This window comes from Sphingosinicellaceae bacterium (assembly GCA_019285715.1).
In the GTDB taxonomy this organism is placed as follows: Bacteria; Pseudomonadota; Alphaproteobacteria; order Sphingomonadales; family Sphingomonadaceae; genus Glacieibacterium.
The window spans coordinates 1,932,267-1,951,710 of record CP079108.1 but is presented as its reverse complement, the minus strand read 5'-3'; the positions used below and the strand labels follow the sequence as shown (position 1 = coordinate 1,951,710).

General features: G+C 67.9%; 12 protein-coding genes. 5 read left to right on the top strand and 7 right to left on the bottom strand.

What is annotated here, in order from left to right:
* From KX816_09100 to KX816_09085, 4 genes are all read right to left on the bottom strand, one after another.
* A complete protein-coding gene (locus tag KX816_09100; protein QXQ08107.1) occupies positions 1-4,707 on the bottom strand; it encodes an LLM class flavin-dependent oxidoreductase in 4,707 nt (1,568 codons plus the stop codon).
* A gap of 180 nt (positions 4,708-4,887) precedes the next feature.
* Positions 4,888-5,790 carry a glycosyltransferase family 2 protein gene (locus tag KX816_09095; GenBank protein QXQ08484.1) on the bottom strand — a complete coding sequence of 301 codons (903 nt, stop codon included), beginning with the start codon at positions 5,788-5,790 and terminating at the stop codon, positions 4,888-4,890.
* Positions 5,791-5,836: 46 nt separating this feature from the next.
* Positions 5,837-7,000 carry a glycosyltransferase gene (locus tag KX816_09090; GenBank protein ID QXQ08483.1) on the bottom strand — a complete coding sequence of 388 codons (1,164 nt, stop codon included), beginning with the start codon at positions 6,998-7,000 and terminating at the stop codon, positions 5,837-5,839.
* Positions 7,000-8,268: a glycosyltransferase family 4 protein gene (locus KX816_09085; protein ID QXQ08106.1), complete on the bottom strand. Its 1,269-nt coding sequence runs from the start codon at positions 8,266-8,268 to the stop codon at positions 7,000-7,002. The genes KX816_09090 and KX816_09085 overlap by 1 nt, the downstream gene beginning before the upstream one ends.
* Before the next feature lie 346 nt (positions 8,269-8,614).
* Here KX816_09085 and KX816_09080 point away from each other — a divergent pair, with 346 nt between their 5' ends.
* The 4 genes from KX816_09080 to KX816_09065 are packed head-to-tail and all read left to right on the top strand — an operon-like array spanning position 8,615 to position 13,531.
* Complete coding sequence (locus KX816_09080; GenBank protein ID QXQ08105.1) at positions 8,615-9,943, top strand: glycosyltransferase family 4 protein; 1,329 nt, start codon at positions 8,615-8,617, stop codon at positions 9,941-9,943.
* Positions 9,940-11,043, top strand: a complete 1,104-nt coding sequence (locus tag KX816_09075) for a glycosyltransferase (GenBank protein QXQ08104.1) — start codon at positions 9,940-9,942, stop codon at positions 11,041-11,043. The genes KX816_09080 and KX816_09075 overlap by 4 nt, the downstream gene beginning before the upstream one ends.
* Entirely contained in the window at positions 11,037-12,176 is a 1,140-nt protein-coding gene (locus KX816_09070) for an acyltransferase (protein QXQ08103.1), read from the top strand. The genes KX816_09075 and KX816_09070 overlap by 7 nt, the downstream gene beginning before the upstream one ends.
* Positions 12,173-13,531, top strand: coding sequence for an oligosaccharide flippase family protein (locus tag KX816_09065; GenBank protein QXQ08102.1), 1,359 nt, complete (start codon positions 12,173-12,175; stop codon positions 13,529-13,531). The genes KX816_09070 and KX816_09065 overlap by 4 nt, the downstream gene beginning before the upstream one ends.
* Here KX816_09065 and KX816_09060 read toward each other — a convergent pair.
* Together KX816_09060 and KX816_09055 are read right to left on the bottom strand one after the other, a co-directional pair.
* Positions 13,444-15,009, bottom strand: coding sequence for an O-antigen ligase family protein (locus KX816_09060; protein ID QXQ08101.1), 1,566 nt, complete (start codon positions 15,007-15,009; stop codon positions 13,444-13,446). The two genes, KX816_09065 and KX816_09060, sit on opposite strands and share 88 nt — an antisense overlap.
* A 6-nt stretch (positions 15,010-15,015) precedes the next feature.
* The gene (locus KX816_09055) at positions 15,016-16,380 is read right to left on the bottom strand and encodes a glycosyltransferase family 4 protein (protein QXQ08100.1); all 1,365 of its coding nucleotides are present in this window, start codon (positions 16,378-16,380) and stop codon (positions 15,016-15,018) included.
* A 264-nt stretch (positions 16,381-16,644) separates the two neighbouring features.
* Between KX816_09055 and KX816_09050 the strand changes: the two genes are divergently transcribed.
* On the top strand, positions 16,645-18,339 hold the full coding sequence (locus KX816_09050; protein QXQ08099.1) for a hypothetical protein: 1,695 nt from the start codon (positions 16,645-16,647) through the stop codon (positions 18,337-18,339).
* Here KX816_09050 and KX816_09045 read toward each other — a convergent pair whose 3' ends face one another.
* Positions 18,340-19,158: a WecB/TagA/CpsF family glycosyltransferase gene (locus tag KX816_09045; protein QXQ08482.1), complete on the bottom strand. Its 819-nt coding sequence runs from the start codon at positions 19,156-19,158 to the stop codon at positions 18,340-18,342.
* Positions 19,159-19,444 lie beyond the last annotated feature (286 nt).

Genomic DNA, 19,444 nt, shown 5'->3' with positions numbered 1-19,444 from the left:
TCAGGCCATGTTGACTGCGGTTGCGGGGATGCCGGCGCGTCGCCGGCCCATGGCGGCAAGGCGTTCGCTGGCACGGTTCTGGCCCATGACGGCGGCGCGGTTGTCGTCGCCGTTGGCGAGCCGCTCCGCCAGCGCGCGGATCGTCGGGTAGCGAAAGATATCGATGATCGCGAGGCCGTGGCCGATGCCATCGCGCAGCTGCCGGTGGACCTGCACCGCGAGCAGCGAGTGGCCACCGAGGTCGAAGAAATTGTCGTTCGCACCGACGCTCGGCAGCTTGAGCACGTTGCACCAGATCGCCGCGATGCGCGCCTCGACGCCTTCGGCGGGCGGCTCGGCGACGACGACCGGCGCGGCGATGACGGTTTCGGGGGCCGGCAGCGCCTTGCGGTCGATCTTGCCGTTGGGCGTGCGCGGCATCGCCGCCAGCGTGACGATCTGCGGCGGCACCATGACGTCGGGCAGGCACTGCCGCAGCCGGTCGCGGAGGTCGCCGGCGGCGGTGCCGGTGACATAGCCGATCAACCGGACGTCGCCGGTCTCACTGGCGCGGGCGACCACCACGGCCTCGTCGACGCCGGGCAGCGCCGCGAGCTCGGCTTCGATCTCGCCGAGTTCGATGCGGTGGCCACGGATCTTGACTTGGTTGTCGAGCCGCCCGAGAAATTCGACGCGACCGTCACCATCGAAGCGCGCGAGGTCGCCGGTCCGGTAGATTTTGCCGGTGCCGCCAAATGGGTGGGGCACGAAGCGGTCGGCGGTCAGGTCGGGCCGGCCCAGATAGCCGCGGGTGACACCAGCACCGCCGATTACCAGCTCGCCGGGAATGCCGTCGGGAACCGGGCGGCCGCGACTGTCGAGGATATAGACCTGCTGGTTGAGCAGCGGCGTGCCGAGCGATACCGAACCCGCCGAGCCCTGATCGCTGTCGAGCGTCGCCGTCGTCGACCAGATCGTCGTCTCGGTGGGGCCGTACATGTTCATCACGGAGCCGCCGACGAGCCGCGCAAGGTCGTCGGCCAGCGCCGGTGGGAAGGCCTCGCCGCCGACCAGCAGCGCCTTCAGCGTCGCCAGCGCGGGGTGCGCGCGGTCGTCGGCCATCAGCAGGCTCGCCATCGACGGGGTGCACTGCAGGTGCGTGACGCCGTGGCGGTCGATCAGCGCCGGGATGTCCTGCGACTCTAGCGTGTCGGCCGCGGGCATGGTCTCGGCGGCGCGCGGCAGCGCTGCCTGGCGGACCGCGTTCAGCTGCGGCAGGTGCGCCATGACGGTGGCGGAATCGATCCCGAAATCGATCAGGCAGGCGATCTCGTCGACGCCGGCACGCTTGATCCGGTCGACCATCGCCATACAGCCATCGGGTGTTCCGAACAGTCCGCTGGTCTCGTAATAGCGCTCGAAGGCGTGATCGAGCAGCGCCGCCATCTCGTCGGCGTCGAGGCCGTCGAGTTCGACACCGCCGGACGCCCCGTCCATGCCGGCACGGCGCTTGAAGGCCGGGAACGACCAGGCATATTGCTTGATCAGGCTTGCCGAGCTCCGCAGATAGTCGATCATCGGCTGGCGGACGGTGGCGCGCACCATTGCCTCGTCGTCGCCGACGAAGCTGTGCAGCATCAGCGCGGCGCGGCCGTTGCCGGGGTGGCCGGCCTCGCGCCAGGCGCGGCGATAGGCGGCGAGCTTGTCGGTCAGTTCCTCGACCGTCTGCCCGAGCAGGTGGGTCAGGACCGACGCCCCGATCCGCCCGGCCGCCTCGAAGGTTTCGACATTGCCGGCCGACGTCAGCCAGAACGGCAGCTCGGGCTGCACCGGGCGCGGCAGGATGGTGACTTCGGGCTGGTTGCCGAGCGGACCCGGGAAGGCGACCGCCTCGCCGCGCCACAGCCGCCGCACGACATCGATGTCGCGCAGCATGACCTCCTTGTTGGTACGGAAATTTTCAGGGGCCAGCACGAAGTCGTCGGGCTGCCAGCCGGCGGCGAACGAGATGCTGACGCGGCCGTTCGACAGATTGTCGACCACCGACCAGTCCTCGGCGACGCGGATCGGGTGGTGCAGCGGCAGCACGCAGCTGCCGGCCCGGATGCCGATGCGGCTGGTGACGGCGGCGATCGCGGCGCTGGTCACGGCCGGGTTCGGATACAGTCCGCCGAAGGCGTGGAAGTGGCGCTCGGGCGTCCATACCCCGCAAAAGCCTTCGCGGTCGCCGTATTTGGCCCCCTCCAGCAGCAGCCGGTATTTGTCGGTGGCCGATTCCGAAGCATCGCTGGCAAAGTAGAACAGGCTGAAATCGAGCGGGCGGGCGGCCATTGCCGGGCGCACTTCCGGTGCCGCCTGGCGGTCGTCACCGGTGTAGATCACGACGGTGAAGCCGCGGGTCAGCGTCCAGCACAGTTCCAGGACCGAGATGTCGAAGCTCAGGCTGGTGACCGCCAGCCAGACGCCGGGCGCCGGCACCCGGGCGTCCATGCCGGCGAAGAAATTCACGGCGTTGCGGTGCTCGACCATGACCCCCTTGGGCCGGCCCGTCGAACCCGAGGTGTAGATGACGTAGGCGAGATTGGCGGGCGTCGCGCCGCCCTTCTCGTAACTGTCGTCTCCGTCGACTGCGTCGAGTGCGTCGACCTCCTCGTCGAGGCACAGCAATGTCGCGTCGCTTTGCGGCAGGCGTTCGACGAGATGGCGGTGCGTGACGATCACGCCGGCCTGCGCGTCGGCGATCATGTGGGCGATGCGGTCGGCGGGGTATGCGGGATCGAGCGGCACGTACGCGCCCCCGGCCTTCAGCACCGCGAGCACGCCGACGACGAGGTCGACCGAGCGTTCGACGAAGATGCCGACGAGGCTGTCCGGCCGCACCCCGAGCGCACGCAGCCGGTGGGCCCAGCGTGCTGCCGCCGCATTGAGCTCGGCATAGGTCAGCGACTGGCCCTTGCAGGTCACTGCGACCTGGTCCGGGGTCCGCCGCGCCTGCTCGGCGATCAGGTGATGGATGCAGGCGTCGCTGCGCCAGCTCCCGGTGGTGGCGTTGCGGCCATCGATGAGCGCGGCCAGCGCTTCGGTATCGAGCAGCGGCAGGTCGGCGACGCTGGTCCCCGGGTCGGCGTCCGCGGCGTCAAGGAGTGTCGAGAACTGGCGCTGCATCGCAGCGATGCCGGCGGCCGCGAAGCGCGCGTCGTCGTACAGCCACCGGCAGGCGCTGCCGTCGCGGACGATCGCCACGGTCAGCTCCGACCCGGAGAGCGCCACTGCGTCGTCGAATTGATCGACCAGCACGATGCTGACCGGCAGCGGCGTCGCGCTCGCACCCGGCGTGCGCGCCGCAAGGTCGGCGGCATGGCCGATGCGCCGGCGCAACTGGCGCATGTCGTCGAGCACGGCAGCGCGGAAGGCGTCGAAGGAACCGGCGAGGTCAGCGGCAACCCGGAGCGGCAGCTGCGGCGCGAACCAGTCCGCCACGTCGGTGATCGGCGCCGCCAGCAACGGGCAGCTGAAGCCGACATCGAAGTCGCCGGTGTCGGCCAGCCGCGCCAGGCTGGCGACCAGCGCCGCAAGCACCGTGTCGCTTCGCACCGGATCGCCCGAGGCAAGGAGGAGCTGATCGGACATCGCGACGGTACCGGGCAGCGTGCGGCGGTTGACGTTGGGCAGGTCGAGCGGCTTGGGGCCGACCAGCCGGCGGCTCCAGAAGCCTTCGTGGACCGCAATCTGGGCGTCGATCGCTGACACTTCCTGCGCCTGCGCCGTGGTGATGACGTCGAAGGCGGCGCCAGCGCGAAGCCGGTATCGGGCCAGCGCATCGGACAGCGCGACCGGCTTGCCGTCGGCGTCGGCGAGATCATGGACCGCGATGTCGTTCGATCCGGTCGCGACGACGATGGCCTTGTCGCTGGCGCGGACAATAGTGCCCGGCGGGAGGCCGCTGGCACCGCCGGTCATGGTAACGCCCCGGACGATCAGCCGCTGGTTCTCGAAGATCGCCTTGGCGGTGCCGAGCGGATTGGGCCGGGTGCCGAAATCGAGCCCGCGCACGATGCGGTCGATGCGCTCGGCGCGCTGGTCCCAGCGGATCGTGCCGGCGGCTTCGGGGCGGTCGCTGCGGCGGTACAGCCGGCGCGGCGGGGTTGCCGGCTCGATCGCGACGGGTCCGACGCTCACCAGGCGGTTGACCAGATCCTCGAAGCTCTCGAGGCCGGCGGCGAAATTCTTGCGGTGCAGCGACAGCGCGGTCTCGCCGGCGTCGAGTGCGAAGCGCCGCCGCGCGAGCACGCCGCCGGCGTCGACTTCGGGCAGCATCAAATGCCAGGTGACACCGTGGCCGCTGGCACCCTCGATCAGCGCCCATGACGGCGTGTTGACGCCGCCCATCTCGGGCAGCGGGCCGTCGTGGAAATTGATCGCAGCCCGTGTCGGCAGCGCCAGCACCTCGGGCCCCAGGAGCCACAGATTGGTGATGCTGAACAGGTAATCGAAGCCGGGAAGATCGGTCGCTGCCAATAACGCCGCGACGTTCGGCAGCACGCGAAGACTACGCCCCGTCGCCCAGTCGACAATATCCTGGCGGTCACTGACAACCGCCAGGATATCGAAGCCTGACCGCTCCAGATGCTGGCCACATTCCGCAAGCAGCGCCTCGGAGCCGACAAGAACGCAACGCAAACCGACGATACCGGACGATGGCACCAATTCGATAGGACCGTTGATCACTGTCGCTACCCCCTTTGCCAATCGCAGCTATGTTCGTCCGAGCGTTTCCCCAAGGAGATCGCCAGAACTATTGAACATCTCGGTAAAGGCTATCGTGTTGGTTTAGCTGGCACAACGATAGCGACTATGTGGTACGAACCACCCACCGACAAGATGGGGCCACCGATTGCCCCCATTGTTTCATTTGTATTCGATCAGCGTACTGCGCCGGGTGCGAAGCCAGTCGAGCCAGAAACGCAGTTGCCCCTGGACGTGCGGCAACTTGCCGAGAACGATATGGGTCGCATACGCCGCGTCGCTCCGGCGATAGACGCGCCACCACAGCAGCGGCCACAGCGCCCACGCCGGCGGCAGCCCCCACAGCAGGTTGTTCAGTACGCGCCGGCGCGGATAGTCGTCGCTGTCGCCACGCCGCGACCAGGCCTCGGCAAAGGCATAGCCGCTGCGCTTGTTGCGGTTCCACCACTGCCCGGCCCGGGTCATCGCGGCGTCGTGGCGGGTCATCTCGGCGTCGAGCCGGTGGATGGTCCAGCCGGCGCCGCGCAGCTTGTGGCACAGGTCCGGCTCCTCGCCGGCGATCAGCTCGGGCGAAAATCCCCCGACGGCGTTGAAGGCATCGACGCGGACCAGCGCATCGCCGCCGCACGTCTTGACGATGCCGACCGGGGTGTCCCACTCGCGGTTGCACAGGGCGTTGTAGACGCTGGCCTCGGGGAAGCGCTCGCGGCGGCGGCCGCAGACGACCGCAGCATCGGGGCGTGCAGCTATCGCGGCGCGCGCCGTTGCGGGCCAAGCCGGATCGAGTTCGCAGTCGCCGTCGATGAGCTGGACCAGCGTCACCTCGGGGTGGTGCTGCGTCATCCAGGCGACGCCGGCGTTGCGCGCCCGCGCGGCGGTAAACGGCTGGGTGCGATCGAGCACGACTGGTGCGGCCCCGAGCTGCTCGGCCAGCGCCACGCTGCCGTCGCTCGACCCCGAATCGACGTACACGACATGAGTAAAGCACGGCATCACCGACCGCAGCGAGACCCGCAGCCGCTCGCCCTCGTTGCGCCCGATGACGACCGCGCCGAGTGGCGGCAACGCGACGTCGTCCGCCCCGGTGCGCTCGCGGTTCGACATGGCAAGCTCAGACATCGCGATGGGTCCTCACCCACAGGCGCTGGCGTCGGCCCGCCAGTCGAAGGTAGATCGGCAGCTTCCACAGCATGTAGGCGGGCACGCCGGCCAGCGTGGCGGGGCTGAGATGTTGCCGACCGACCGCCAGCCAACCCAGCAGCACAGCGCCCGACAACATCATCCCGAGGGTCAATGCCGCCAGCACCGGCAGCACGGACCCGCCGATCAGTGCCGCGCCGCCGGCGATACCGATGGCCGCGAGCACCAGCGCCGCCAGCAGCGCCAGCGGCGGTACGATCAGGTCGAGCGCCAGCAGTGCCAGCCGCGGCCGGCCCCTCAGCGCCGCCCCCCACAGGCCCGGGGCGGCGCGCCAGCCGGTCGCCAGCGTGCCGTGCTCCCAGCGGGTGCGTTGCGTCACCGTTGCGTCGCGGCTGCTGGCGGCGCTTCCGAAGCGGGCGCCGTCGAGGAAGCGGATGCGGTCGCCGGCACGGGCCAGCGCAATCCCGAGCTCCATATCCTCGACGAGGTTGGCGCTGGCCAGCGGGGCCCCGCGGAACACCGCCCACGGGAAGGCCATCCCGGATCCCTGCAGCAGCGCCGGGCCACCGAGCCGCTGCAGCCCGCGCTGGCGCACGACGTTCTTCACCGCGAAGGCAAAGCCCGACACCTGCGCCGCGGTGCCGGCACCGGCGGGCGTCGCCAATTCGTAGCGGCCCTGCACGACGTCGCCCGTCGCGGCAGCGGCCGCCAGTCGTAGCAGGGCATCCGGCTCCGGCCAGCAATCGGCATCTAGGACGATCACTATGTCCGGCGGCGACCCGGCAAGCGCCGCACACCCGAAGGCCAGCGCATGGCCCTTGCCGCGCTCGACACTGTTCCGGCGCTCGACGACCTCGGCACCAAGCCCCCGGGCGATGGCAGCCGTATCGTCGGTGCAATTGTCGGCGACGACCAGCAACCGGTCGCAGGGCCGCAATTGGCCGCGCACCGCCGTGATCGCGCGGCCGATGCCGGCGGCCTCGTCGTGGGCGGGCATGATCACGACGAAGGGCGGCGGTGCGGGTGTCGCCCGCGCGGCTCCCGCGCCCGCGAAGCCGGCAATGCATTCCGCGGCGAATACCACCACCGGAAGGGCGACCGGCGCCACGACGAGCCAGGCTAGACCGTCCATGATCAGCCCTCCAACACCAGCGGCCGCAACAGCGCCGCCAACCGGTGTGCGTTGGTATCGGCGTCATGAGCGGCACGGACGCGACGCCGCCCCTCCTCCCCCATCGCCGCCAGCGTCGCGGGGGTGGCATCGAGCGCGGCCGACATCGCGTCCGCCAGCCGCTCCGCCGATCCCGACGGCACCAGCCAGCCGCAACCGGCGTCGACGAGTTCGGGCACACCGGCAATGCTGGTCGCAACGACCGGACGCCCGAGGCCGAGCGCCTCCATCATCACCACCGGCAACCCTTCGGCAAGGCTTGGTGAGACCAGCGCCCTCCCCCCGAGCAGTTCGGACCGCACGACGTCCGACGGCTGCGTGCCCATCAGGCGAACCTGGCGATCGAGGCCCGCGGCGGTGATCTGCGCCTGCAGGGCAGCGTGGAGTTCGCCGCCGCCGATGATACGCAGTTCGAAGGCGCGACGCTCGGCGAGCAGCGCGGCCGCCTCGATCAGCAGCGGCAGGCCCTTTTGCGCACTAAGACGCGCAATGCAGACCAGCCGTCGCGAGGCCAGGCCGACGTCGGCCACCGGGGCGGCGATCGCCGTCTGGAACTTCGGATCGACACCGCAGCGGACGACCTCGATGCGCGACCAGTCCGCCGATGCCAGCCAGCGCATCAGCTGGCCGCGGCCATAACTGGAGATCGCGACGACGAACGCCGCGTCCCTCGCCTTGGCCGCCAGCGACAACCCGACCGGTGCATCGAACTCGTCGGGGCCGTGCACGGTGAAGCTGTAGGTCAGCCGGCCAAGCCGCGCTGCCAGTCGCGCGACGGCTGCGGGATTGGTCCCGAAATGGACGTGGACATGGCGGATGCCGGCGGCCTCGAGCTGGCGCACCAGGCGGCAGGCCTCGACCAGATAGGCGATGTGGCGGGGCAGCGCGGCGGGCGACCGGCACATACCGAGCGTCGCACCGAGGGCATCCAGCAGCCGCCGCGGCCGCGTGACGGCGAATGCCGCGAACGACCCCGCGAGGACGCCGAGCCGGCCATCGAGCAAAATCCGGGTGCGCTTCGCCTCGCGTTGGTCCTCGGGGTCGGGGAGCACGCCCTCCAGTGGCCGGATCGAATAGCGCTCGACCGTGAAGCCCTGACGCTCCAGCGCCAGTATCTCGCGCCGGATGAAGCTGTGGCTCGGGCGCGGATAGGCGTTGGTGAGATAGGCCACCGCCGACCGCACCGGCGACGGCAGCCGGGACACCGTCGCCGGAACAGCGGTGCGGCGCACATCGGCAAGGGTTTGGACCGTGCTCAGGCCAGCTCTCCGCTGCGTTTCGGACAGGAACGTCGAAATGCTTTCGGCTGTCGCTTTGGCACATTGCAAAGTGATCGTCCGACCTGCTCAGAATAATGCCAGTCACGTTCCCGACAAAGGCAGAAGTCACCATCCGTAACTGCGCGGTGCTTTTCCGGTTGGTAGAACTCAGCACCCAGCATTGGCGATGGTTGGCGACGGCCCTCATCGGATAACTTGGCGGCTGTGCTGGCTGCCTTCTGGCGCCGGCGGCCACTGGCTGGGGGAAGCATTTGTCGTCCGTGCGCGCCGATCGACCGATGGCCGGGGGCGGACGCCGATGAGCCGCGTGCCGCGCAGTGCGCTGATCGTCGCCGAGAACATCTCGCGGCGGATGAGCGGCGAAACCGTGCTGCCGTACCACTATCTGGCCGGCCTGCGGCAGCTCGGCACCCACGCCCGCGCCATTTGCCACGCCCGCTGCCGCGACGACCTGCGCGCCGACCTGCCGCCGGAGCTGTTCGCGCTGATCGACTTCGTCGAGGATTCACCGCTCCAGTACGCGATCTACCGGATCGGCCAATGGTTTCCGTACCGGGTCGAGGACCTCGTCTTCAACCAGCTGATCCACGTCATCACCCAGTTCCGGATGCGCGGTGCGGTCCGGCGCATCATCGCCGAGCACGGTATCGAAGTGGTGCTGGAGCCGGCCCCGATCGCGCCCAAGGCGCTGAGCTTCATGTACGGCCTCGGCGTGCCGGTGGTGATCGGGCCGATGAGCGGCGGGATGGAGCTGCCGCCGGCCTTTCGCCGGATGGACGGCCGGATGGTGCGCTGGGCAATTACCGGTGCACGGCACGGCGCCGGACTGCTGCACCGGCTGATCCCGGGCAAATTGCGCGCCGCGGCGCTGATCGTCGGCAACAGCCGCACCAGGCGGGCGGTGCCGCGCGGCACCACGGGCGAAATCCGCGAGGTCATGGAGAGCGGCGTCGAGTTCGAGCGCTGGGCCCCGAAGCAGCACCACCCGTTGCCATCGGGCACGCCGGTGTCGTTCGTGTTCTGCAGCCGCTTCGTCGACTGGAAGGGCATCAAGTACCTGGTCGAGGCCTTCCGGCCGCTGGCGCGCGAGGGCGGTGCCCGGCTCGAGCTGGTCGGCGACGGCGAGCTCTACGACGACATCGCCGCACAGGTCGCGGCGGCGGAAATGCAGGACGCCGTCGTGCTGCACGGCCGGCTCAAGTTCGACGATTATATCGCGCTGCTCGAAAGCGCCGATGTCTACGTGACACCCTCGCTGCGGGAATGCGGGGGCATGGCGATGATGGAGGCGATGGCGATCGGCCTGCCGGTGGTGTCGCTGCGCTGGGGCGGCGGCGCGCAATACGCCAGCGATGCCTGCGCGCTGTTCGTCGATCCGGTGTCCGAGGCCGCGGTCGTCACCGGGCTGACCGAGGCGATGCGGACGCTGGCGCGGTCGCACGACCTGCGCCGCACGATGGGTGCCGCCGCCCGCCAGCGCATCATCGACGCCGATCTCGGCTGGGCGGCCAAGGTTCGCGACGTCGCCGCGATCATGGCGGAAATGGTCGATGCGGCACGAACGCCGGCGGTCGCGGAGCCTGTCCCCCAGGTCGCCGCCATCCCGGCCATGAGGAGCAGTCGATGAGCACCGACATCATCTTCTACATGCGGTCGCTTCACAACGGCGGGGTCGACCGGGTGGTCTTCAACCTCGCCGAGGAGTTCATGGCGCGCGGGCTCGGCGTCGTCATCGCGGTCGATTACGACAACCAGTTCTCGCCCTTCCGAACCCTGCTCCCGGTCGGCGCGCGCTATGAGGTGCTTGAGGCACGCGGGCCGATCGCCCGGCTGCGCAAGCTGATGCGCCTGATCCGCGACGAGCGACCGCGCGCCGTGATGTGCACCAGCTTCGGCTTCCCCAACGTCTTCGCGGTCGCGGCGCGAATGATCGCCGGGGCCTCGTTCCACCTGATGCTGACCGAGCATTGCTTCCCGTCCGTCGACCGCGCCGCGCCGCGGCCGTGGCAGGCGCGCTACTGGTTCTTTCCGATCGCGCATTTCGCCTACCCGCACGCCGATTCGATTGTCGCCGTTTCGGAAGGCACCGGCGACGACCTTGCCCGGGTGATCTCGATCGACCGCGCCAGCGTCCAGTGCATCTACAACCCGATCGTCAGCGAGACCTTGCTTGCTCAGGCCCGGCAGCCGGTCGAGCATCCATGGTTCACCCCCGGCGCGCCGCCGGTGGTCATCGCGGTCGGCCGGATGGAGGCGCAGAAGAATTTCGCGCTGCTGATCCGGGCCTTCGCCAAGGTTTCCGCCGCCCGTGATTGCCGCCTGATGATCCTCGGCGACGGTTCGGAGCGCGTCATGCTCGAAGCGCTGGTCCAGTCGCTGGAGCTTGGCGAGCGGGTCTCGATGCCTGGCTTCAAGCCCAATCCCCACGCCTATGTCGCCAAGGCCGCGACGCTGGTGCTGTCGTCGGATTTCGAAAGCCTGGCCAATGTCGTCATCGAGGCGATGGCCGTCGGCACGCCGGTGGTCGCCACCGACTGCCCGTCCGGTCCGGCCGAGGCGCTCGGCGGCGGGCGGCACGGCCGGCTGGTGAAGGTCGGCGACGTCGACGGCATGGCGGCGGCGATCGAGGCCGCAATCGTCGACGGCGCGCCGCCGGTCCCGGCCGAGTGGCTGGCGCAGTTCTCCACGCCGCGTGTCGCCGACCGGTACCTGGAGTTGATGTGCTGAGATCGCGGCCGATCGCGCCCGCCATCGACCACGTCCTCCCGCAACTGACATCGCTGCGCTATTTCGCGGCGCTGCTGGTGATGGTCTCGCACCTCGATTTCCTGAAGCAGTCGACCGCGGCACCGCTCCGCCGGATCTACGATGGCTTCCTGCACGAAGGTTATTGCGGGGTGTCGTTCTTCTTCGTGCTTTCGGGCCTGATCCTCAGCCACGCCTACCGCGACGCGCTGCTGTCCCGGCGGATCACCGTCACGGCGTATCTCGCCCGGCGTGCGGCGCGCATCCTGCCGATGCACTGGCTGGTGGCGCTGCCGTTCATCGCGTGGCTGGCGCTGGCCGAGGGCCGCCCGATCGAGCCGCTGCTGGTGACGCTCAACCTGCTGCTGCTGCACGCCTGGGCGGTCCCCGGCACGCTGCACTTCTCGCTGAACGGGCCGTCGTGGAGCCTGTCGGTGGAGATGTTCTTCTACGCGATGTTCCCGCTGCTGATCCTGCTGCCGCGCGCGGTGCTGGCGCGGATCGCGACGCTGCAGTTTACCGGCATCGCCGCGATGGCGCTGGCGGCGGCGATACTGGTGCCGGGCTTTTCGCCCGACATCGAGTGGCTGTTCTATGTCAATCCGCTGGTCCGGCTGCTTGAGTTCATCACCGGCATGCTGGTCTACGATGCCTGGCGCCAAGGCCATCTCCGCGCCTGGGCCGGGACCCGGTTCGAGCTCGTGCTGGTCGCTCTGGTACCGGCCTGCATGGCGGGGTTTGTAGCGCTCGACGTGCCGTTGCCGCTGCGCTGGCAACTCGCCTACTTGCCCCTGGCGGCAGCGCTGGTTTTCGTGTTCGCCTGTGGTGACGGCATGATTTCCCGCGGGCTGCGGTCGCGGGTGCTGGTCGGTCTCGGCGAAGCGTCCTTCTCGCTCTACCTCATCCACCGCCCGATCTTCACATTGGTGGCTCGCCTGTCCCAGCCGCTGTCACCCGCGGCGGAGATCGCCACGGCGGGCGGGCTGCTGGCCGGGTGCAGCCTGTTGTCGATCGTCGTCCACCGCCACGTCGAAGCACCGGTCACCGCGCGCCTCAACCGGGCGCTGGCATCGCATGCGGTCGCGCGCGGCCTGCGCCAGGGGATTTCGCGATGACCGCCGCGCCGATGCCGATGGAGCCAGTCATGCCGCGATGGCGCGCGCGCATGGGGAGCAGCGTGTCGCTGGTGACGATCACGGTCGTCCTGATGACCGCCCTGCGCCTGCCCAGCACGGTCATCCTGACGCGCCTGCTCAGCCCCGAGGATTTCGGCGTCACCGCCATCACCGGGGCCATCATAACGGTGCTGCTGATGATGTCGGACCTCGGCTTCGGCGTGTTCGTCATCCAGCACGCGCAGGGCGACGATCCGCGTTTCCTGGATGTCGTGTGGACGGTGCGCCTGGTGCGGTCGGTGGTGCTGACGATCGGGCTGGCGCTGCTGGCGAGACCGCTCGCGATGCTCGTCGGACAGCCGGCGCTGACCCTGGCGATCGCGGTCACGGCGCTGCATTTCATCATCGAAAGCTCGTCGTCATTGTCGTTGATGACGGTCGTCCGCCAGCAGAAACTGCTGCGCCTCAGCATCCTCGACGTCGGCTCGACGGCGATCCAGATCGGGCTCGGGATCGCCTTCGCGCTCGTCATGCACAATTACTGGGCGATCATCATCGGCGGCCTGTTGGCGAACGTCATCAAATCGGTGCTGAGCTACACCGCGTTTCCCGGCTCACGCCGTCGGCTGGCCTTCGACCGCGGGCTCTTTATCGAGATGTGGCGCTTCGGACGGACGATTTTGGGTGCCCATACCATCCAGGTACTGCTGTCGCAGGTCGACAAACTGGTGCTGTCGCGACTGTTCTCGTTGAACCTGTTCGGCGTCTACAGCGTGGCGATGAACCTGGCGGGCGCACCGTCGGCGTTCACCACCAGCTACCCGAGCCGGGTGTTGCTGCCGGCCTACGCGCATGCGCACCGCGTTGCCCCCGCGACGCTCCGCGACGTGTACTACGACGGTCGCCGGATGGTGATGATGCTCTATCTGGCGACGATGGGCGGCTTCATCGGCTTTGCACCCGCCACGATCCATATCCTCTACGATCCGCGCTACGCGCTGGCGGGCAGCTATCTCGGCATTCTCGCCGTCGCCCCGCTGATCGGCCTCAACAATTATGCAGCGCGCGAAGTGCTCATTTCGATCGGGCAGGTGCGGCCGTTGCTGGTCGCCAACATCGTCCGGCTGGTATGGTTGGCGGGAGCGGGCACGGCGGGTTTCCTGGCGTTCGGGCCGATCGGGCTCGTCGCCGCTGTCGGCACAATCGAGGTGCCGGTGCAGGTCTACAACTGGTGGCAGCTGCGCCGGAACAACCTGCTCAAGGTCGATCAGGAACTGCTCATGCTGGCGGTCGCCGGCGCCGGTGTCGCTGCCGGTCTCGCCGGCACCCGGATGTTCACGGCGGCGTTCGGCTGAGCGGCGACGCTGCTGGACTGCCGCGCCATCAGCCCTGCTCCCAACGCCAGCAGCGCGAAGAATGTGATGTCGTTGCGGCCATAGCTCGTTGTCGTCAGCCCGGCGAGCAGGGCGCCGAGACCGGCGAAGCAGGCGGCGGCACCGGCGCGCAGGGCCGGATCCCGGCCGGGCTGGCGAAACAGGTCCCAGGCGAGCCGGAAGGTCATCAGGAAATACAGTGCGCCGCCAATCAGGCCGGCGCGCATCAGGATGGTCAGCGGCTGGTTGACGAAATCGACAATGCCCTCCCCCTGCTTGAGAAACGACAGCCGGGCGACGAGGTCATGGATGCCGAGGCCGAACAGCGGATTCTGGGCGATCAGCTCGCGGCCTGCGTCCATCAGTTGCGACCGGTAGCTGACCGACCCGACGGAATCGGCACTGCTGCCGATCGATGCGCCGATGACGGGTACGACCTGACCGAGCGCCCTCAGGCCCAGGTAGAACGGCGGCAGGATCGCCGCGACCACGGCCAGCAGGCGGTAGCGGCGTTCGTGGAGGATCGACAGGACGATGCCGGCGGCGAGCGCGACGTAGCCGACGCGGGCAAAGGTCACCATCAGCCCGGCCAACAAGATCGTCGCCATCAGCCAGGCCAGTCGCGTCGATCCGACCTGCCGCCGCAGCGCGAACAGGACAGAAAGCATGACGCCGAGAAACAGCCCGAGGCCGGTCGATTCTGAGAAGCTGGCACGGGCTCGCAGCATGCCGCCGCGAAGCTTGGTGTAGCCCGATATTCGCTCGGGATCGCCGCCGACGCGGCGGATCATGTCCTCGTACAGCAGCCAGTGGCGGAAGCTTTCGAACACCGCGATCGTGGACAGGATGCAGGCCGCGAACAGCAGCGCCACCAGCAATTGCGAAGGCTCTTTGGCCATCGCCGCGGCGCGGCTGATGATGAAGTAAGGCAGTCCGAGGTTGATGATGATCTGCACGATGCTGCGCAGCGCGTACATCACGTCGTTATCCCGCACGTCCATGAACAGCTGGACGAGCATCAGCATGGCGAAGCCGGCATCCCAGGTGGCAAGGCGAGCCCTCGGCGTCCGGAGGTCGCTGTTGAGCAGCGCCGCAATGCCGCCGGCGCAAAGCAGTGCCGTCGATTGCAACTGCGCGATGGTGAAGGTCGATATCATCGCGGTGTACTGCAGCATCGGGAGCAGCGGCAGCGCAAACACCATCAGCCGCAAGCGCGTCTCCATGGCATCGGCGGTGCGGTACGGTCGCGCGCCGCCGAGCGATGGCGCCATCCCGACGATCGCCAACATGGCACCGGCAAAGATGAAATACTGCGGGCTGAAGATCGCCACCGTCGGCAGCAGCGCCGCCATCGTGAATTCGCGCCCGCCAATACGGTGGCGCAGGGTCGCCGGCAGGGCCAGCCGGAGCGCTGCCAACGTCGCGAAACTGAGCAGCAGGATGGCGATCAGCGATGTCACCGCCGCTCAGCCTGCCACGATGCCATCGGCGAGCACCGACCGCCGCAAGGCCTGAGGCTCCGCGACCCGCGAGTGCACCGCCGGCAGCGCATCGAGAACCGGTCGATTGCCTCCATAAAGGCACCAATCGTAAAGTTTGAGGATCTTCGCGGCCTTCCGCTCCCAAGTGAAATGGTCCGCGATACGCTGCCGAGCCAGCACGCCCATCGCATCGAGCCGGGCAGGATCGCGCGCCAATCCGTCGAGGGCCTCGCGGAAACCGCACTCCAGGCTGGCGACGTCAGTGAACGGGATGCGAATGCCGCATTGGTCATCGAGGAGCTCGGTCTGGCCGCCGTAGTCCGCAACGATCGGCACGACGCCAAGCGCCATCGCCTCGAGCACGACACCGCCGCCGAACTCGCGGACGCTGGGACAGGCGAGGAAATCGCACTCGGACAGGATATCCTGGACGGAGCGGTGCTCGATATTGCCGTGCAGCGTCACCTGGCTTTCCAAGCCAAGTCCCGCAACTTGCGCCGCCAGAGAGTCCCGCTCCGGCCCGTCGCCGATGATGTCGAGATGAAGCTTGCCCGAGCGCAGCAGCGGTTCGGCAGCACGGATGAGCACGTCAGCGGCTTTGTAGGGCACCAATCGACCGATGAATGCACCCCGTAACGGGAGGGTGGCCGCGCGTGTCCGGGACTTGTCGAACCGTGCGGGATCGATGCCGTTTTCGGGAAAATAGAAACTGCGTGGCGCGGCGCTCGCCGGCATTTCGGATAGCGTGAATAGCGACCCCGACAACAGCGCGGCAGCGTCGCGGCGCATGGCGCGGTAGCCGGGGATCAACTTGAAGGCACTGCGCAGGTACGACAGCGCCTCGCGCTCGCGGCGCATGCGGTCCTGGAAGCCGGGGGGCCACGGCACGCCGCCGTTGAGCGGACCGACGACGAACGGGATACCCAGCCGCTTCAGCCGCCGCCCGAGCAGGCTGGGCGTCGTCGGGCTCATCGGCGTAATCCGGTGGACGATGTCGAAGCGCCCGGCGAGGAGATCGGGCTTGAAGCGCCGCCACGCCGTCTCCTCGAAGGCGAAGCAGCCGAGCGGCGCGAGCGCCTGGTGGATCGTCCAACCCTTGTTGTCACGGCCGCCCAGCAGCCGGGCCAGATCCCAGATTCGCCGCGTCGCCCATTCGGTGTCGAGGATGGTAAAATCCTCGCCCTCGCGCCAACCCTGGCGAAGGATGGCGTCGCGGTTGCGGACATGGGTGACCATGTGGGCATCGACATTCCGGCCGATCGCTTCGGACAGACTCCACGCGATCAGCGGCACGCTGACGAACTCGGGGTTCGCCACCTCGGCCAGCAGCAGGACGCGCGGCCGCGTCATGCGGTGAAACCTTCTGGCAGCGCCGAATCTCGGAATGTCACGATAATCCCCCATGGACAGCAACGTGTTCCAGGTATCCTAGTTCATGATATGGTGTGGACTTCTAATTACTCCAGTACATGGTAATCATCGAGAATTATCTTGGTATATTTCGCGAGTGTATTCGGAAGGTAATTGACAGTGGGCATTAATGAGGATGGCGAAAGTTCACGACTTGGCATCGTCGCCGCCCATGCCAGTGTTGCAATAAGTCTTCTACTGTCGATGACCGCGTGCAGCGACCGTTCCGCGTCGCGCGCTGCCGACATCGTGGTGGTCCAGCCTGTCGCCGCCGGTCATCTCGCGATCGGCACCAATCTCGACGGACTGGCTTACTGGAGCCCGGCGCTGCCGGTCATCGACCTGGTAAAGGCGTCCGGCCAGTGGCTGCCACAATCCGATGCGACCTATGATACCGGCGAACCCGTCCCGCGTGATGCCCGGGGCTGGGTGACGGCGCTGCCGCCCGGGGCCAACTACCGGCGCGTCCACCTGAACGTTTTGCACAACAATCCCGCCGCGCCGCCGGCTGCCCGTTACGTGGTGCTATATTCCGGTCGCGGCACGCTGTCCGTCGCCACCACCGGCGGCGCGCAGGTCGTCGAGAATCGACCCGGGCGGCTGCTGGTCCAGTCCGCGCAGGACGGCACGCTGTCGATCGACATCACCACGATCGACCCCGCCGACCCGTTGCGCGACGTGCACCTGATCCGCGAGGACCTGTTGCCGCGCTATGAGGCCGGCGAGACCTTCAACCCGGCCTTCGTCGAGAAGATCAGGCCGTTTCACACACTGCGCTTCATGGATTGGATGAACACCAACACCATCTTCGACAAGGCGGGGGCGCCGATCACCTCTGAAATCGGCCAGCGCCGGGCACCGCAGCTCGACTGGGCGGATCGCAGCCGGCCCGAGACTATGCGCTGGGCCGATGGCAGCCGCGGCGTGCCGGTCGAGGCGCTGGTAGAACTGGCCAACCGCACCGGTGCCGAACCCTGGTTCAACATGCCAATCAATGCCAGTGACGACTATGTTCGCGGCTTCGCGACCTATGTCCGCGATCACCTCGACGGCCGCCGCCGCATCCATGTCGAGCTGTCGAACGAAGTCTGGAACTTCTCGTTTCCCCAGGCGCGCTACTCGGAACGCCGGGCGCACGAAACACTGGGTGCCGACGTCAAATGGATGGAGTGGTACGGCAAGCGAACCGCCGAGGTCGGCGCGATCTGGAATACCGTCTTCGGCGAGGCGGTACGCCATGACGGCAACAATCCCCGCGGCGATCCCGGGCGGGTGCTGGTCGTCTACAATACGCAGTTCGGCTGGCAGGGGCTGGAGGATCTGGGTCTGAACACCGAGCACTGGGTCGACAGCGCCGGTAACCACGTCCGCGCCAGCGACTATTTCGACGAGTACGCCATCACCGGCTACTACGACGGCACGATGAACACGCCGGCGGTGGCTGGCACGGTTATGAGCTGGTGGCGGGACAGCGACGGTGGCTACGGCCGGGCCATAGCCGCTCTGCGCAACCGGATCGCGACGTTCAACGCGCCTTACTATGTTTATCACGCCCGCAAGGCCGCCGAAAACGGCCTGCGCCTTGTCACCTATGAGAGCGGCTTCGGCGAATACACGCCGCCCAGCCAACACCAGAATCAGGCCTATACGACCTTCCTGGCGAACCTGCAGCGACGACCCGAATTCCATGAGCTGGAGACCGCGAACTACACCGCCTTCAAGGCTGCCGGCGGCTCGCTGTACATGAACTTCGGCATCATCGGCACACCGGGCAAATGGGGGAATTGGTCGGCACTCGAGGGTGTCGACCAGAAGACATCGCCGCGCTACCAAGCGCTGATCGACTGGATCGCGGCCAATCCCGCCGACGGGCCCCACGCGGCAGTAGCCGAACGCTAGCTAGGTTGAACGCCGCCACTGCTGGAAGATGGCGAAGATGTGCGGGCCGTCGACGAGATAGCGCCGCCACATCCGACGAGGCTCGACCACCAGTCGGTACAGCCACTCGAGGGCCAGCGACTGCACGACCTGCGGCGCGCGGCTCTTCTCGTTGGTGAGGAACTGCAGGCTGGCACCGACGCACAGCCCGATGCCGGTGGCGACGCCGCTGCGGGCGACCTGGTAGGCGAGGATTTCCTGCTGGGGCGAGCCGACGGCGAGAAAGCTGAAGCGTGCCTTGGCGTCGATCAGGAAGCCGATGGCATGGGCGCGCTCGAGGGCACTGTGGATAAACCCCATCGGCGGGTTGTAATGGACGAGGTTGGTGAGGCCGTAGCGGTCGCGGATGCCGTCGATCATCGCAGCGCTGCCACCGACGACGGCGATACGGTCGTCAGGACGCACGACATGCTCAAGCACCGCAGCGGTCAGGTCACTGCCGGGAATGATCGGCAGCGTAACCCCCGCCGACGCTGCCAGTCGGCCAAGGATGCGGCTGTCGCACAGCGTGATCCAGGCCCGTCGATACGCTGGCCACAGATCGGACCGGATGCGCTCCAGCCGGACGACGTGATCGACGTTTGGCGTCACAATATACGCGAATGGCGCGTCGATCGGTCGGGACGCCAGTGTTTCAACCACGGCCCCGGCATCGGCGTTGTGGAAGCTGAACCCGAGAAACCGCGCCGTTTCGGGTGGCCGCCGGGACGGGATGTCCGTCTGGACCGGCCATAACGCTGTCGCGATCGGCGGGAGCGCGGACGGCGTGGCGTCGATCATCGTGGCCATAGGCTGCCTCCCCATTAAGCGATTACTGATCGACGCACCCCCCAGCGGCGTCGATCGACGCCGCTGCTACATCAGAGCAAGAGTACCAAAACCAGCGGCGAATGGGCGGGCGCAAACTATGCTCCTAGTTCTCCCAAGCAACGCGACAACAACTTTTGCCGCCGTGCCCAGTCGAGCTAGGCAACCCACACGCGCCCTGTAATGCCGCTCCTAGAATTCAGCACAGGTTAGGCCCGATCCCATTCTCGAGGCCACGGGGTCATAACAGCGGGGTTGG

What these genes read in the sequence shown, in the direction of transcription:
- KX816_09080 (QXQ08105.1), top strand. Translation starts at nt 8,615, where the DNA reads ATGAGCCGCGTGCCGCGCAGTGCGCTGATCGTCGCCGAGAACATCTCG.
- KX816_09075 (QXQ08104.1), top strand. Translation starts at nt 9,940, where the DNA reads ATGAGCACCGACATCATCTTCTACATGCGGTCGCTTCACAACGGCGGG.
- KX816_09065 (QXQ08102.1), top strand. Translation starts at nt 12,173, where the DNA reads ATGACCGCCGCGCCGATGCCGATGGAGCCAGTCATGCCGCGATGGCGC.
- KX816_09055 (QXQ08100.1), bottom strand. Translation starts at nt 16,380, where the DNA reads ATGACGCGGCCGCGCGTCCTGCTGCTGGCCGAGGTGGCGAACCCCGAG.
- KX816_09050 (QXQ08099.1), top strand. Translation starts at nt 16,645, where the DNA reads ATGACCGCGTGCAGCGACCGTTCCGCGTCGCGCGCTGCCGACATCGTG.
- KX816_09045 (QXQ08482.1), bottom strand. Translation starts at nt 19,158, where the DNA reads ATGATCGACGCCACGCCGTCCGCGCTCCCGCCGATCGCGACAGCGTTA.